Origin of the sequence: Williamsoniiplasma lucivorax ATCC 49196 (assembly GCF_000518285.1) — a bacterium.
GTDB lineage: Bacteria > Bacillota_I > Bacilli_A > Mycoplasmatales > Mycoplasmataceae > Williamsoniiplasma > Williamsoniiplasma lucivorax.
In genome coordinates, this window is record NZ_KI912415.1 from 48870 (window position 1) to 66123 (window position 17254).

The window sequence follows — 17254 nt, forward strand, 5'->3', positions numbered from 1 at the left end:
ATTGAAACAGCCGTTCAAACTGAAGTAGTTAAATTAGCAAAAGATGCTAAGCTTACTACCGATTACACAATTGAAGGAATTAAAACACCACTTGTTGCTGGTGAAACAATTACAGTTAAACATGTAGCTGGTTCAAAATTACTTACAAGTCAAAAAGTAATTACTATTGCAGCTGCTGCATAGCTTAAGCTTAAAATAAAATTTGATTCATAATTTAAAGAAACAAAATCAAGTTATTACTTTAAATTTTCTTGAATTATAATTTCAAAATATTAAATAAAATGTTTTTTCAAATTATTGAACCATTATCAGTTCAATAACTTCTGAAACATTTTTTTTATAATTGTTTTCTATAAATGAAACATTTCATTTATAGAAGTTATCAAACTAAAATATTTTTGAAAAATTCTATTTTTCATCTAGTTCTAAATATTATTATTGAATTTTCAATATATGCCTAACAAAGGAAATTTATAATAAAATATCAAAAATAGATTACAAAAAAATTTACTCATTGCATATTCGTTCAAAAATCAAATGATAGTTATAAATTTATTTAGTATAAAAAAGATTATATTTGTCATAACTTCCCCCAATGGAGATCAGTAATAACAAGAAACATACTTATTTATTGCTATGGAATCTTAATCCTGAAATTTAAAAATTTCAGGATTAATTATTTCCTTTATATAAACAAAATTTTACAAATTTTTCACTTTTTCTCGTAAACTACATGACATAATCACATGGTGAACACAGGCTTAATGCTTTTCGTCAACTTTACTTTACCTTTTATTTTTATTTCTTGTATAATTTAAAAGTATCTGGGCCGATACTCAAGTTGGTTAAGAGGGCACCCTGCTAAGGTGTTAGGTCGATTTTCGGCGCAAGGGTTCGAATCCCTTTCGGTCCGCCAGTTCAATACAACAAACCAAGTTTATACTTGGTTTTTATTTTTTTAAAATTTATGCTTGCATTTTATTATCGTATTTGATACACTCACAAAGTATTAATTGAACCCTTTTTAGTTTTTTAGAGAGAAGAAAACTAAAGATCGAAATAAGACATTTTTTAATTTAATTTAATTTTTTAAAATTCCTTCCAAGTCTTATCAATTAATCATGGAAAACCATCTTCGGATGGTTTTTATTTTATAAAGCGAGTTATTTATCAACTCAATACGAGCTTATAAAGGTTTTGTTATACATTAAATGAAGTGATTGGTATAATATTAAATATAAAATTAAGGTTATTATGAGGAAAAAACAAAAACAAAGTGAAATGCAAAGCAGTAAAGCAAAAAAAACAGCCTCTGATCATTTTTTTGATGGTTTCATTAATAATATTTTTTCAATTAATAAAAATGAAAAGAAAAAGATTTTACATCTTATTACTAAAAAAAATATTGAATCACTATTGTTTTATACAGATTTACGCAATTTAGAATTTATTGTCCAAAATGGCATTCATACTTTAAATAACTTGACTTTAAAAGATGATAAATATTATTTTGTCTGGTCATTTCTTCAACATGAAGAATCGATTGACTTAGAATTTGATAATTCATCACGTGCATACTTTTGGAAATGAACTAACGATATCCAAGGTTTTGACCCCAAAACAATGGCTGTGGTTGGCGTCAACCCCTGAAGATTAGCGGAATTAACTCAAAAAGATTGACTGTTTGATTATGCGCAAAGCTTGGTGAATGTTTCAGAAAATATTTATCCTGAAGCTTTTGATTGACTCTTAGTCCAAGATTTACATATGTATAAAATTATCAAAGAGAAAATTAATAGTTTAAAATTAAATATTGATGTTTATTTAGGCAATGAAGGGATTGTCAAAATTGAAAGAAACAAAGTTGAACAAGTTCGACCGAGTGGTTTAAACACCCAAAAAACAATTTGAAATGAAGAAGGAAAAGAATAAAATGAAAAAACAATTAGAAAAAATAACCCCAAGAGATCAAGATTTCTCACAATGATATACTGATGTGGTGCTGAATGCCAAATTAGTTGAATATGGTCCTGTCAAAGGAACAATTATTTTTAGACCTTATGGTTATGCCATTTGAGAAAACATCCAAAAGATTTTGGATATGGAATTTAAAAAGATTGGTGTAGAAAATGTCTACTTCCCATTATTAATCCCAGAATCTTTATTTAATAAAGAAAAAGATCATGTCGAAGGTTTTGCCCCAGAAATGGCAACTGTCACCCAAGTCGGGGATAAAGTGTTAGAAGAAAAACTTTTCATTCGTCCAACTAGTGAAGTGTTAATGGCTAACTTTTGACAAAAAGAAATTAAATCATATCGTGATTTACCCTTATTGTATAACCAATGAAATAATGTGATGCGTTGAGAAAAAACTACTCGACCATTTTTAAGAACTAGTGAATTTTTATGACAAGAAGGTCATACAATTCATAACTCACCAGAACAAGCAAAAAAACTAACTTTAAAAATTTTAGAAATTTATAGTAACTTTGCAACTAATGTTTTAATGATTCCTGTGATTAATGGGCAAAAAACTGAACATGAAAAATTTGCTGGGGCACAAGAAACATACACCATTGAATCATTAATGCACGATGGGCAAGCGCTACAAGCGGGAACTTCACACTATTTTGGTAATAACTTTACTAAAGTATATGATATTAAATTCCAAAATAATGAAGGGAAATGAGAGTATGCTTATACAACTAGTTGGGGGGTTTCAACCCGATTAATTGGGGCAATTATTATGTCCCACTCTGATGATTTAGGTTTAGTTTTACCAAGCCAAATTTCTCCTATTCAAGTACAAATTATTAATGTGCAAAATACTGACCAAGTTGAAAGTGCAAGTGAACAATTAGCAAAAGAATTAAATCAATACCGTGTCGGGATTGATCGTAGTGATAAAACTTTTGGGTTTAAAATTTCTGAAGCAGAAATTAAAGGGATCCCAATTCGTATTGAAGTCGGACCAAGAGATTTAGCTAACAACCAAGTGATGATTTCAAGACGTGATACACGTCAAAAAATGGCAGTCCCAATTGATGAAGTTCAAACAGTTGTCAAAAACATGATCCAAGAATATGACCAAAACATTTATCAGATTGCTTTACAAAATCGTGAACAACGCACCAGTCATGCCGAAACTCTGGCTGAATACCAAAACTTATTAGATGAGAACCAAGGTTTTGTTTTAGTTCCATTTTGTGGGGACATTGCTTGTGAAGAAGATGTGAAGAAAAAAACATCAACTAACTCACGTTGTATTCCATTTGATGTTGAACAAACCAAAGGAAAATGTTTTAATTGCCAAAAAGATTCTGAGTTAAGAGTTTATTTTGCCAGAGCATATTAGAGGTCTTATGAGTCACAAATTTTATGCTGTTAAGGTGGGAAGAAAAACCGGAGTTTTTCAACAATGAAGTGAAGCTGAGCAACAAGTGAAAGGATTTCCTAACGCTGTTTTTAAAGCATTCAAAACTTCTCAAGAAGCTTGAGATTTTGTGCAAGCAAAGACCATGGGTAATGGTAAAATTATAATGGTAAAAAGCAAGGATTCGGCAGTGGCATACACTGATGGGAGTTTTGATCCATTAACCAATACTTATTCTTATGGCACTGTGTTACTTTGAAATGACCATGTTATTAAAATGTCACAAAGATTTGATGATCAAGAAATTGCTGCATTAAGAAATGTGGCTGGTGAATTAGAAGGTGCTAAGAAAGCAATGAAATTTGCCCAACTCAACAAGATTAAAGAATTAGTTATTCACCATGATTATGCTGGTGTCGCTAAATGAGCCACTGGTGAATGAAAAGCCAACTTACTTTTTACTCAAGAATATGCAGCTTTTACTCAAGAAATTCAAAAAGATGTCAAACTATCTTTTGTTTGAGTCAAAGGGCATAGTGGTGATTATTATAATGAAATGGCTGATCAATTAGCAAACAAAGCTACTTTAAAAGCTTTTAGAAAGGTTGATTAAAATGCGTGAGTTTAGTTTAAGAATGATTGATGGTACTGAATTACAAGTTTATGAATGAAGTGAGGTGAAAGACCCAATTGCGATCGTTCAACTTGTCCATGGTGCTAGTGAATATATGTTAAGATATGATGATTTTGCCAAACGGATGAATGCTAAGGGCATTGTTGTTGTTGGCGATGATCATCGTGGGCATGGTAAAACTGCCCAGTTGCATCATTTACCTTTTGGTTTTTTTGCCAACCATCATGGTTGGGATAAAATTGTTAATGATGAAAAATTAGTTAATGATTATATCCAAAAAAAATACCAAAACTTACCAATCTTTATGTTGGGACATTCCATGGGGAGTTTCATGGCTAGAACATATGCCATTAAATATTCTGAAACAATTAATGGTTTAATTGTCATGGGAACTGGGGAACACTCAACTTTGGCATGTAATTCATTAGGTACAATTGCAAGAATTGATCAGTTAATTTTCGGACCTAAGCGTCAAGATAAATTAATTTGAAAAACCACATTTGCCCCCTTAAATAAAGCTTATGCCAAAATTGGTAATGCTAATGGCAATGAATGATTAACGCGTGATGTGGATATTCAACTAGAATTCAAAAACAATCCTTTAAATGCTGGTTGTTTTACAACTTCAGCATTTAAAGATTTAACTGATGGGATGAAATTTGTGGCCCAAAAAAAACACATTAAACTGATGCGCCAAGACTTACCAATTTTTTTAGTGGCTGGGGATCGTGATCCTGTGGGTAACTACGGAAAAATGGTTGAAAAGGTGCAAAGTAAATTTATTAGTCTAGGATATAAGTCAAAGATTAAAATTTATCCCAATTTAAGACACGAAATCTTAAATGAACCAGAAAAATTAGAAGTAGATCGAGATCTTGTTGAATTTATTAACCAGAATCTTTAAGAAAGGATACCATGGACAAATCTAAAATTCGTAACTTTAGTATTATTGCACATATTGATCACGGAAAGTCAACTTTGGCTGACCGTATTTTAGAATTAACCAATACTTTAGAAAAACGTGAAATGCAAGAACAAATTTTAGATTCGATGGACATTGAACGTGAACGTGGAATCACAATTAAATTGAACTCTGTGCAATTAGAGTACAAAGCGAGAGATGGTGAAACTTATGTTTTTCATTTAATTGATACACCAGGTCATGTTGATTTTAGTTATGAAGTCTCACGTAGTTTAGCAGCTTGTGAAGGGGCGATTTTAGTTGTTGATGCCACCCAAGGAGTCGAAGCACAAACGTTGGCAAATGTTTATTTAGCTTTAGAAAATGATTTAGAAATCATTCCAGTGATTAATAAAATGGATTTACCAAGTGCTGACGTTGAACGTGTTAAAAAAGAAATTGAAGATGCCATTGGTTTAGATACTAGTGAAGCACCATTAATTAGTGCTAAAACTGGTTTAAATGTTGAAGATGTTTTAGAAGCAATTGTGGCTAAAATTCCTTATCCGAAAGACGCTGATGACACCAAACCTTTACGAGCTTTAATTTTTGATAGTTATTATGATAAGTACCTTGGGGTTGTGATGTCTATTCGTGTCAAAGAAGGCACAGTTAAAGTTGGGGATAAAATTCACTTAATGTCAACCAATGCTAATTATGAAGTGACAGCCGTGGGAATTAAAACACCCAAAATCTTCAAAAAAGGTCAATTAGAAGCCGGAGAAGTTGGTTGAATTGCTGCTTCAATTAAAACAATTAAAGATATTCATGTGGGAGATACGATTACTAAAACTGATAATCCAGCCAAGGAACCTTTGGCTGGATATAAAAAAATGAAACCAGTGGTTTATTGTGGGATTTATCCCGTGGACACTAACAAGTACCAAGATTTTAAAGAAGCATTAGAGAAAATTGAACTATCGGATTCTTCTTTAGTTTATGAACCAGAAACTTCGCAAGCTTTAGGATTTGGTTTCCGTTGTGGGTTTTTAGGACTTTTGCATATGGAAGTGATTCAAGAACGTTTAGAACGCGAATATAACCTTGCTTTAATTGCAACTGCTCCTTCGGTGATTTACAAAGTGCATTTAACTAATGGAACGACTATTGAAATTGATAATCCAGCTAAAATGCCTGATCCACAAAAAATTAATAAAATTGAAGAACCATATGTCAATGTCAAAATTATGACACCAAAAGAATATATTGGTGATTTAATGAATCTCTGTCAAAACAAACTAGGAATTTATAAAGATTTAGAATATGTTGATGATAATCGCATGGTGTTAATTTATGATATGCCATTAGCTGAAATTATTTTTGATTTCTTTAATAAACTTAAATCAATTTCTAAAGGTTATGCTTCTTTTGAATATGACTTAATTGGTTATCAAGAATCAAAATTAGTCAAAATGGATATTTTATTAAATGGGGATATGGTTGATGCTTTTTCCATGATTGTGAATAGCAAGTTTGCTTATCATCGTGGAGCAGCTTTAACTAAAAAACTCAAAGAATTAATTCCTCGCCAAAATTTTGAAGTACCAATTCAAGCAGCAATTGGGAATAAAATTTTGGCCCGAGAAACGATCAAAGCTTATCGTAAAGATGTGATTTGAAAATTACATGCCGCTGATATTTCCCGTAAGAAAAAACTTTTTGAAAAACAAAAAGAAGGTAAAAAAAGAATGAAAGAAATTGGGAATGTGGAAGTTCCCCAAGAAGCATTCATTGCAGTGCTGAAACTTGATGATTAAGGAGAAATTATGAAAAATTTTATCTATCACGATATTCTCAAAACCCTGATTGAAGAAGAAATACTATTATTAAAATATAATCCTGATGTCAATCGTGATTTAAAAGTGAAAGAAATTTTAAAAGAATGAGACTCGACACACGACATCAAAACTTTTGATGCTTGGTTATCTAAAAAAATTTTAGAATTAAATATTGAAACTTTTGTTGCTAGTAATGTTTTTGAAGATGAAGAAACAGATGAATTTTTGTGAGAAGTTTTGTTGTTAAAACAATACACGTTAACAAGAGTGGTGTTAAAATTTGTCAAAGAATTTAAAAGCACAAAAGCAATTAGTCATTTAGAACAATATGATGATGCGGCATTTCGTTTGATTAAATTAACTTTATTAAATCAAATGCAAAAAGCTTACAAAGAGTTCGAACAAGATTTAGAAAATGCCGAAATTCCGCAATTTATTAATAGTGGTTTTTACCGCATTCGCAAAATTATCAATCAAGCATTAACTGCTTGAGAGGATTTTGACAAAATGATTGCTCTTTCTCGTGATGCTTTTGAATATTTTTCTGATTTTTTAGAATCATTAGAAAATTTAGAAATCTCTTTAGATGATCAAGAATTAGATTCAGCAAATGTGACTATTAATTGAATGTTATATGCTTCAGGAATTATTTATAATCTCTTGCTATTGTTTGAAACTTTCTCGATTCATGAAGATGAAAGATTAGGTGTTGAACCTTCAGCAAAATCTTATGAAATTGTTGAAGAAAGAGAACTAAGATTAGAAATGTTGAAAATGATTGCTGACCCACCAAAAAATTAATTAATTTCGATTAAAAAAAGTGCTCAAAAGCACTTTTTTAATTATTTTCCAATATTCAGGCAACTTGATTGCATTTAGGAAAAATAAAGATATCATAATGAATGGAAATTAAATTATGAAAAAATTTTGGTGTATCTTTACTATTTGTATTGTTGTTGTATCTGCTGTTTTGGGAGTGTTCTTTTATGTGTGAACAAATAACCAGCATGTGGACGAACAAATCAGCCTTAACACAAGAAGAAAAACTGCCATTGGCATTGAAGTGGATGAATTAACCAAAGGTGGTTGTTCTAACTTGAATGTCGTTGAACAACCTTTTGAAAATGGCGATCCTAAAATTTTAGATAATTTAAAAATCGATTTAGAACAATCTAAAATTACTTTCACCCCAATTGCGACTGGTGAAACTAAAGTTCAACTAAGAGCAACCAAAGGTGCACAAGAAGCAGTTTTACAAACTTGAGAATTAAGCAATGTTGTTAAAAAAGGTTATGTGCCAATTGTTGAAGTCAGAGAAATCTTTCCTCAAAAAATTGGTGCTATTCATGGTTTAGCAGTTGTTGATGGGAAAAAAATTCGTCCAACGCGTGGAGAAACTTTTACAATTATCGTTACCCCAACAAAAGGTAGTGGGCGCGTTTCTATTAGTGATAATGCTATGGAAACAATGTGCCAGTCATTGCAAACTGCTTGAACATATATTGCCACAAACTCTGAATTATTCCGTATTTCTAAAGAAACAATGCAAACAACAAACATGCATATTCAATTTTGACCCACATTTTCTCGATATGATGGACCAAGTGCCGGAACAGCTTTTACAACAGCAATGATTTCTTCACTTCTAAAAAGACCAATTGCCCAAGATGTTTCCATGACTGGAGAAATTACAGCAGATGGTTCAGTTGGAGCTATTGGTGGATTAGCGTACAAAATTCGTGCCGCAATTAAAAGTGGTATCAAAAAAATTTGAATTCCCAAAGCCAATGAAAAACAACTAGCAGAAATTGACGAAGGATTATGAAAAAATAAGATAGAAATTAAAAAAGCAACTCAATATTCTGAAATCTTTGAAGATGTCTTTCAAGAAAAAGTGGCTGAAATAACCCCGGCACCAACAGTGAACACGAACATTTTTAGAAACCTTTTATTGAACTATTTAAAACAAATTTAAAAAATAGAATTACTAAATTACAATTGCCAGTAGCTATTATAAATATTCATTAATCAAAAAGCATTATTTTTTTCCCAGTTTACTTTGAAGTATATTTTTATCATAATCATTTAATAACATTCTAAAACTAAATATCTTTTGTCAATAAATGATCATTTTACCAAATGGACTAATAACCAAGGGTATTTATATTTCAAAAAAGTGATATACTAAAAGCAAATTAACGAACAATATATAAATGATAAAAGGGGGCTTACTACAAGTGAGAAAAATAATATCTTTATTAAGTAATTTATGAATAATTAGTTCTACTTCTTTAACTGTGGTTGCTTGCTATAAAAATGTTTACAAAAAACCACAACTTGAAGATATTGCATCCATTGAATCTAATCTTCAAGAAATATTAGATTCGAAAAATAACGAAGGGTGAAAGCGAGAAGATTTACAAGCAAAAATTGATGCTAGATATGAAGGAATCCTGGTTGTTGATGATGAAGCATTATTAGTACACGCTTTTGTTAAAGAAATGAGACCCTTTACAAAGACTTGAATTTTTATTGGTGAAGGCACAAAAAATAATGATTTCACATATGAAAAAAGCATTCAATTGGATCATAATTGAAACATCGATTTTGCTGATTTATCATCTTTGCAAGATGTGATTTTTCAAGCATCAGAAATTGAACTTGGTTTTAAAAAACCAGAAGCATTGAGTGTTTTAAATGAAGCTATTCAAAAAGCAGAAGAATATGTTTTAACTGATCCCAAAATAGAAAAACAATCAGAAGTTGATGACCAAACACAAACCTTATTAGCAGCTATCGAAACTTTTAATAATTCAAACAATCGTCCAGCCGAAACCCAAAAATTAGAACAAGCAATTCTTGATGCTGATGAAATTAAAATAGGTTATAAAACAGATAAAGCATTTACTGATTTAAAAATAGCAATTCAAATTGCTAAGGATTTTTTAATTGGCTGTCCAACAATTGACCAACAACAAGTTGAAACCCACTTCACTAAGTTAGAAGCCGCAATCACAGCATTTAATAATTCAAATAATCGACCAGCTGAAATTGCTAAATGAAATAATTTGATTAATCAAGCCAACAATCTTGAATTAGGTCATAAAACTCAACAAGCATTCGATGATTTAAAAGCAGCAATTGCAATTGTAAATCAATTTTTAGCAACAAAGCCAACAGTTGATCAACAAACAGTAGTTGATCAACATTTTACAGAACTATCAAAAGCAATTGATGATTTCAATAGTTCTGAAAATCGAATAGCTGATGTTGAGTTGTTAAATCAAACAATTCAAATAGCACAAGATATCCAACAAGGTTATAAAACGGATAAAGCATTTCAAATATTGCAAGATGCTCTTAAAGTTGCTAAGGATTTTATGTTAATTACCCCAACAACCGATCAACAAACAGAAGTTGATGAACATTGAGCCATTTTATCCAAAGCAATTGATGATTTTAATAATTCCAAAAATCAATTAGCTGATGTTGAGTTGTTAGAACAAAAAATTATTGAAGCAGGATTAATTGAACAAGGTGATAAAACAGATGAAGCATTTGAAATTTTAACCACAACTATTAATGATGCCGATTCTTTCGTCAAATCTAAACCAACAATTGATATGCAAGAGCAAGTAAAAACACATCTCAACAATTTAGAGGAGGCGATTGTTAATTTTCATAATTCCAAAAATCGTTCAGCCAATGTTGAACTATTAGAAAACAAAATTTCAGAAGCAGTAGAGATTAAAATAGGGGTTAAAACTGTTAATGCATTTCAAACATTAAGAGCAGCAATTGGAGTTGCTATAGCATATTTTAAAACCCAACCCACAATTGACCAGCAAGTTGAAGTTGACAGACAATTAGCGATTTTAACCGCTGCCATTCAAACTTTTAATGAATCTGAAGAAGATATTGTTGATTCACAAACATGATATATTGATCCGAGTGGTCGAGAGAAAAAAACTCATGGTTCAGCCCCTTGGGGTACAAAAGAAATTACTAATGTTGGTTGAAATAATAAAGGTCGAGCATATAAAATGCCAAGCACAATTGAAAAAGTTCCTAATCATATTAGTTCTCGAATCACTAATATGGAAGAATTATTTAGTGGAGCAGATAAGTTTAATGATGATATTTCTCAGTGAAATACTTCCAATGTCACAAATATGTCAGGGATGTTTAGAAACGCTTCTTCATTTGATCAAGATTTAAAAACTAATGGTAATGCTTGAAATGTCGCTAAGGCGGACACAATGTTTGAGATGTTTCATAATGCTACAGCTTTTAATGGTGATATTTCTAATTGAAACGTTTCTCAAGTAACTACAATGGGAATGATGTTTCAAAATGCAAGAAATTTTAACCAAAAGATTAAAAGAAATGGTGATGTTTGAAATACATGAAAAGTTCAAAATATGATTTATATGTTTAACGGTGCTTCTTCTTTTAATCAAAATATTTCTAATTGGAATGTTGGGAAGGTTATAAACCATGCTAGTTTTTCAACTAATAGTAAATGGTTAAAAGAACATCAGCCACAATGAAAAAAATAATTTTGCATCAATTTTAAGGAAATTTAGGCAAGTAAAACCGTTATCATTATTGTTTTCATAAGGAATTTGCTTTTTTCTTGTATAATTAATAGGTTAAAAAGATAAAGGGGATAAAATGACAAGACAAAAAATAATTAATATTGCCGTCATCGCTCACGTTGATGCTGGTAAATCAACACTAGTTGATGCTTTTCTAAAACAAAGTGGTGTTTTTAGAGAAAATCAAGAAATGATTGAACAAGTAATGGATTCAAATGACCAAGAAAGAGAACGTGGAATTACGATTTATTCAAAGAATTTATCAATCCAATATCATGATATTAAAATCAATATTGTTGATACACCAGGCCATGCTGATTTTTCAAGTGAAGTGGAACGTATTATGAAAACTGTTGATACAGTTATTTTGCTTGTTGATTCTAGTGAAGGGCCAATGCCACAAACCAGATTCGTCTTACATAAAGCTTTAGAACTAGGTTTAAGACCAATTTTGTTTATTAACAAAATTGATAAAAAAGACCAACGTGCTTTAGAAGTGGTTGATGAAGTTTTAGAACTATTTATTGAACTAGGGGCTAATGACGAACAATTAGAATTCCCAACCCTATTTGGAATTGCTAAAAATGGAATTGCGCAATTTAATATGGAAACAGCAAGCGAAAACTTAAACCCATTATTTGAAACAATTGTTACCCAAGTCGGAACATACCCAGTCGAATTAGCCAACCAACCTTTATTAATGCAAGTGTCAACTTTAGCTTATGATTCATTTATTGGTCGATTAGGAATTGGCCGCATTTATGAAGGTTCAATCAAAGAAGGGCAAACTGTGGCCATTTCACGACATGGTGTCGTGAAAAATGCCCGTATCTCAAAATTAATGGTTTATCAAGGGTTAAAAAGAGTCGCTGTTGGCGAAGCTTATGCTGGAGATATTATTACTTTTGCTGGGATTGATGATATTGTGATTGGGGATACTATTTCTGATCCAAATAATGTGCGTGCGATGGATACAATTCATATTGAAGAACCAACTATGTCAATGAACTTTTTAGTTAACACTTCTCCATTTGCTGGCAAAGTCGGAAAATTTGTCACTTCAAGAAATATTAAAGAACGTTTAGAACGTGAACTAGAAGTTAACGTTGGTTTAAAAGTCGAACCACTAGAAAATTCAACTGTTGAAGGATTTAAGGTTTTAGGACGTGGTGAATTACACTTATCAGTTTTAATTGAAACAATGCGCAGAGAAGGTTTTGAATTAGGAATTTCTAAACCTGAAGTGGTAATGCATAATGATAGTCAAGGTAATTTAGTTGAACCAATGGAAAAATTAATTATTAACGTTCCTGTTGAATATTCAGGAACTGTGATTAATAAATTAAACCAACGTAAAGGTTTAATGCTTGATATGGATAGTGATGGAGTACGTGATAAAGTGACTTACAATATTCCGTTACGTTCATTATTAGGATTTAGATCAGAATTTACTAACGATACTCATGGTGAAGGAATTATGGTTCGTAGTGCGAATGGTTTTGAACCATATAAAGGTGAGATCGAATCACGCTTAAATGGAGTTTTGGTTTCAATGGCTAACGGAAAAACTTTAGCTTATGCACTTGGTAATCTCGAAGAACGTGGTATTCTGTTTGTGGGGCCACAAACAGAAGTTTATGAAGGGATGATTGTTGGTCAACATTCACGTGATAACGATTTAGATGTTAACCCGACAACTGCGAAAAAATTAACTAATACACGTTCAAGTGGAACTGATGATTCAATTAAATTAACCCCATTTAAAAAGATGACTTTAGAGCAAGCTTTAGAGTATATTCAATGGGATGAACTAGTTGAAGTAACCCCAGTTGATATCCGTTTACGTAAAAAATGATTAACTCAAAACGAACGTAAACAACACCGTAATGACAAAAAATAAGCAAAGCATCGTAAGATGCTTTTTTGTTTTACCTCTTTTATAAGGTAAAATAGACAAGAGGTTAATATATTATGAAATCTATTAAAGAAAAATTAGATATTATTGCTCGTGATTCATTAGATCCAACCACTCAAGCAATTGCAAGACAAATTGTCAAAGGTTATTATCACCAACTCTTCTTCTCACAAAAAGAATTAGCTTCCAAAGCTTACACCAGCATTTCAACAATTACCAAATTTTCCCAAAAAATTGGTTTTACTGGTTATCGGGAACTAGTCTTTTCCTTAAAACATGAATGGCAAACCTATGCATCTTCAGTTTTGGTGGAAAAATTTCTTGATGATAAATTAGAAAAAAACATTTGTAATTGAACCGCATTTCTCGAAGCAACATTGCTAGAAAATGCTAAGTTTATTGATTCGTTTTTAAAACATTTAAGAAAAACCAAAAAAGTATTTATTTTTAGTTCTTATCAAACCCAACGTAATGCCGAATTACTTTGTGATTTATTCACAACAATTGGGATTCGCGTTTATTACTCATTTTTTAGAGCTAATGATGTTGTCAATGCGATGAAAAAAGAAATTGAAGATGCAACAATCTTAGCTTTAATCACAGGTCAAGACAATGCATTTTTAGTTGATGTTTTAAGTTCGATTGTTCAAAAAGAAGAAAAACGTAAAAACATGTTTATTATTGCATCAGAATCTCAACAAAGTAAATTAACAACATTTAACGAGTTGTTTGTGATGCCATCAAGTAATCCACATAATCAATACTATTCGCGTAGTATTTTATTGGATTTACTTTTCTCTTTGATTCACCAGCAATACAAAGTGCTTTCCAAGTAGTGAGTAAAACAGAAAAATATGAAATTTATAAATTTTTAGTGTTAGTTTATACTAGTATTTTTTAAATTATGCTTTTAACATGGCAATTACTTTCATATTGTAATAGTTATTTCCATTTTAGGTTGTATTTTTAATAATTTGTTTTTTTGTTATTTATTATTGATTCTTTTGTAAGATTAAAATGAAAATATTTAATTTAGTATGGAATATAAGCTTTTTTTATTTGTGGAGGATTATATTGAAAAAACAAATTAATGGAAGCAAATGCAGCAAAAATTAAAAAACAATTTAATTGATTAAAATTTGATGAAAAAATTAATAACTTAAAAAAACAATTAAATGATTTAGAAAATCAATACCAAACACAATTAGAAATTATTATTGAATTACAATTAAAATTAGAGCAGCAAGTCAATGAAGTTTTAACAACCATTGCTCAAGAAATTAATTATGATAAATTAAATATTTTAAATAAAAGATGCTTTAATATTAGTTCACCCAATTGATATTGCTTTTGATGACACACAAAGACAAGCAATTGAGTGAACTAAACAAGACACATTTAACTTGTCAAATAAATATAAAGCAATATTTAAATTTTAAGGAGAAAAATATGAAAAAAATTAGAGAAGACTTCCTTTGAGGCGGAAGTTCAAGTGCTTTCCAAATCGAAGGCGGCTGAAATGAGGATGGCAAAGAACCATCAGTTCAAGATACTAAAAAAGATATTCCAGAAGGAACCACAGATTTTAAAATAGCATCAGATCACTATCATCATTGAAAAGAAGATGTGGCGATGATGGTTGAAATGGGATTTAAAAGTTACCGTTTTTCTATCGCTTGAACTCGCGTTTGAAGTTATGAAAAAAACCAACCTAATCAAAAAGGACTTGAATTTTATCACAACTTAATTGATGAATTATTAAAACACAAAATTGAACCAATTGTGACAATGTATCATTTCGATTTACCTGATTACTTGCAACAAAAAGGTGGTTGGTTATCAAGAAACACGATTGATGAATTTGCTAAATATACCAAATTATTAATGGAAAATTATGGTGCAAAAGTTAAATACTGATTAACCATTAATGAACAAAATATTATGGCATTAGCATCTGGGGCCGTTGAAGGAGGAAAACCTCGTTCAACCAAAGATATTTATCAATGTAATCATCATATGTTTTTAGCCCAAGCTAAAGCAATGAAAATTATTCACCAAATGAGCAAAGCTAAAGTTGGCCCAGCACCAAACATCACTGCTATTTATCCAAATTCAAACACACCAGAAGATAATCTAGCAGCGATTACTTTTACAAATATTCGTAATTGATATTACTTAGATGTTCCTGTATTTGGAAAATATAACGTTATTGCCATGGATATGTTAAACAAACTTGATTCAATGATTGATATTCAAGATGGTGATATGGACATCATAAATGACCCATTAGCAAAACCTGATTTCATTGGCTTTAATTATTATGCAACCGGAACAGTCAAGCAAACTGATCCAAACAAAAATTATGTTTCTAAATTTAGTGGTCAAGTCGATCAACAAACAGGATTTGGCTTGCAAGATTTTTTTGAGCAAGTGCAAAATCCTAATTTGCCAAAAACACAATTTAATTGAGAAATTGATCCAGTTGGATTTAAAAATACAATGTTAGAAATGACATCACGTTATAATTTACCTTTATTATTAACTGAAAATGGCATTGGTGGATATGATGAATTAGATGCTAACAACCAAGTTGATGACCAATACCGTATTGATTATTACACTGCCCACTTAAAACAAATGTTGGAAGCCATTGCAATGGGTGTGGATTTAATAGGTTACAATCCATGAACTGCTATTGATTTAGTTTCAACTCATGAAGGCATTAGAAAACGTTATGGTTTTGTCTTTGTTAACCGTACTGATGAAGATTTAAAAGATTTAAAACGTTACCCTAAAAAATCATTTTATTGATATAAAGAAGTGATTAAAACTAATGGGAAAAACATCAAATAAATGGTGTTAAAAAACTTTCACAAAATGAAATATGAATTAAAAATGGAAGTGCAACACTTGTGAGACAATGTTCTCATAGGGTGCACTTCTTTTTATGCAAATAAAAAGTGAATAACCCTTCAAACTGATTAAAGCAAGCAAGGGATTATTCACATGAAAAATTATAAACAATTATCGTTCAAAGAACGTACTATTATTGAATATTTACACAAATTAAATAAATCAATAACATATATAGCCAAAGAATTGGGGAGAAACAAATCTACAATTTCTAGAGAGTTAAAAAAGAATTTAGCCACACCATTATATATTGCTAATGACGCACAATTTACAACTGGTGTGAATATGCAAAAATTACACCTTGCGAAAATGGATAAATTCCCAGATTTTTTGAATTTTTTATATGCAAATTTTGAACCCAAATTTAATGGAATTGATGTTTGTGTTTTCAAAGCTAAACAATTGGGAATCAAAACTCCAACAACTCAAACTGTCTACAATTGAATTCATTCTAAAGCGATAAAAATTGAACCCAAACACTTACTAAGACCAAGATATTGATTCAAAAAAACCAATAAATATAAGCGTTATTTATATGAATTGTCAAAAATGGAAGTCATTCCAATTACATACAGACCAAAACACATTAATGATCGAAGTGAGTTTGGACATTACGAAATAGATTTAGTGGTAGGAGCTGGAAAAAGCAAATCCATCTTAACATTAGTCGAAAGAATGACCAGAATGGCTTTTGCAATTAAATTAGAAAATAAAACCATGAAATATACTAACGAAAAACTAAGAGAACTAATTAAAAAAGAATCAATTAAAATCAAAAGTATCACCAAAGATAATGGGCTGGAATTCAATTTATTACACGAAGTAACTAAGGAAATTAATGCTTCTCTTTACGCTTGCAACACGTATGCCTCTTGTGAAAAAGGAAGTAACGAAAACTTTAATGGATTATTACGTAGAGCACTTCCGAAAAAAACCAGTTTTGAGAAACTGGAAAATGATAATATTAATAGTATCTTAGATCAAATAAACAAAATGCCCCGTAAATTATTGAACTACAATTCAGCTCAACAACTATACGAAGCATTTTGTTAGAAGTGTTGCACTTCCAATTTTAATTTATA

14 protein-coding genes and 1 tRNA gene are annotated in these 17254 nt (G+C 30.7%); all 15 read left to right on the top strand.

The window, feature by feature from the left end; all coding sequences use genetic code 4:
- Positions 1-183: hypothetical protein (locus P695_RS06240; RefSeq protein WP_028127117.1), on the top strand; the 183-nt coding region annotated here is incomplete at its 5' end.
- Between the two features lie 643 nt (positions 184-826).
- Positions 827-916: transfer RNA gene (locus tag P695_RS0105075), tRNA-Ser, on the top strand.
- Positions 917-1254: 338 nt separating this feature from the next.
- On the top strand, positions 1255-1932 hold the full coding sequence (locus P695_RS05765; RefSeq protein ID WP_051437411.1) for a hypothetical protein: 678 nt from the start codon (positions 1255-1257) through the stop codon (positions 1930-1932).
- A 1-nt stretch (position 1933) separates the two neighbouring features.
- Positions 1934-3355, top strand: a complete 1422-nt coding sequence (gene proS, locus P695_RS0105085; protein ID WP_028127118.1) for a proline--tRNA ligase — start codon at positions 1934-1936, stop codon at positions 3353-3355.
- Between the two features lie 7 nt (positions 3356-3362).
- A complete protein-coding gene (locus P695_RS0105090) occupies positions 3363-3986 on the top strand; it encodes a ribonuclease H1 domain-containing protein (RefSeq protein WP_028127119.1) in 624 nt (207 codons plus the stop codon).
- 1 nt (position 3987) lies between these two features.
- Positions 3988-4911, top strand: a complete 924-nt coding sequence (locus tag P695_RS0105095) for an alpha/beta fold hydrolase (RefSeq protein ID WP_028127120.1) — start codon at positions 3988-3990, stop codon at positions 4909-4911.
- An 11-nt stretch (positions 4912-4922) separates the two neighbouring features.
- Complete coding sequence (gene lepA / locus P695_RS0105100; protein ID WP_028127121.1) at positions 4923-6725, top strand: translation elongation factor 4; 1803 nt, start codon at positions 4923-4925, stop codon at positions 6723-6725.
- 9 nt (positions 6726-6734) lie between these two features.
- Entirely contained in the window at positions 6735-7547 is an 813-nt protein-coding gene (locus P695_RS0105105) for a hypothetical protein (RefSeq protein WP_028127122.1), read from the top strand.
- A gap of 115 nt (positions 7548-7662) precedes the next feature.
- Positions 7663-8721 (top strand): S16 family serine protease, encoded by a 1059-nt coding sequence (locus P695_RS0105110; protein WP_035026645.1) that lies wholly within the window; start codon positions 7663-7665, stop codon positions 8719-8721.
- Between the two features lie 262 nt (positions 8722-8983).
- Complete coding sequence (locus tag P695_RS06245) at positions 8984-11305, top strand: BspA family leucine-rich repeat surface protein (RefSeq protein ID WP_051437412.1); 2322 nt, start codon at positions 8984-8986, stop codon at positions 11303-11305.
- 115 nt (positions 11306-11420) lie between these two features.
- Positions 11421-13244 carry a translational GTPase TypA gene (typA, locus tag P695_RS0105120; RefSeq protein WP_028127124.1) on the top strand — a complete coding sequence of 608 codons (1824 nt, stop codon included), beginning with the start codon at positions 11421-11423 and terminating at the stop codon, positions 13242-13244.
- A 71-nt stretch (positions 13245-13315) separates the two neighbouring features.
- Entirely contained in the window at positions 13316-14095 is a 780-nt protein-coding gene (locus P695_RS0105125; protein ID WP_028127125.1) for a MurR/RpiR family transcriptional regulator, read from the top strand.
- Between the two features lie 254 nt (positions 14096-14349).
- The gene (locus tag P695_RS0105130) at positions 14350-14646 is read left to right on the top strand and encodes a hypothetical protein (RefSeq protein ID WP_028127126.1); all 297 of its coding nucleotides are present in this window, start codon (positions 14350-14352) and stop codon (positions 14644-14646) included.
- A gap of 62 nt (positions 14647-14708) precedes the next feature.
- Positions 14709-16112, top strand: coding sequence for a glycoside hydrolase family 1 protein (locus P695_RS0105135; RefSeq protein WP_028127127.1), 1404 nt, complete (start codon positions 14709-14711; stop codon positions 16110-16112).
- 153 nt (positions 16113-16265) lie between these two features.
- The gene (locus P695_RS05775; protein WP_051437394.1) at positions 16266-17225 is read left to right on the top strand and encodes an IS30 family transposase; all 960 of its coding nucleotides are present in this window, start codon (positions 16266-16268) and stop codon (positions 17223-17225) included.
- Positions 17226-17254 lie beyond the last annotated feature (29 nt).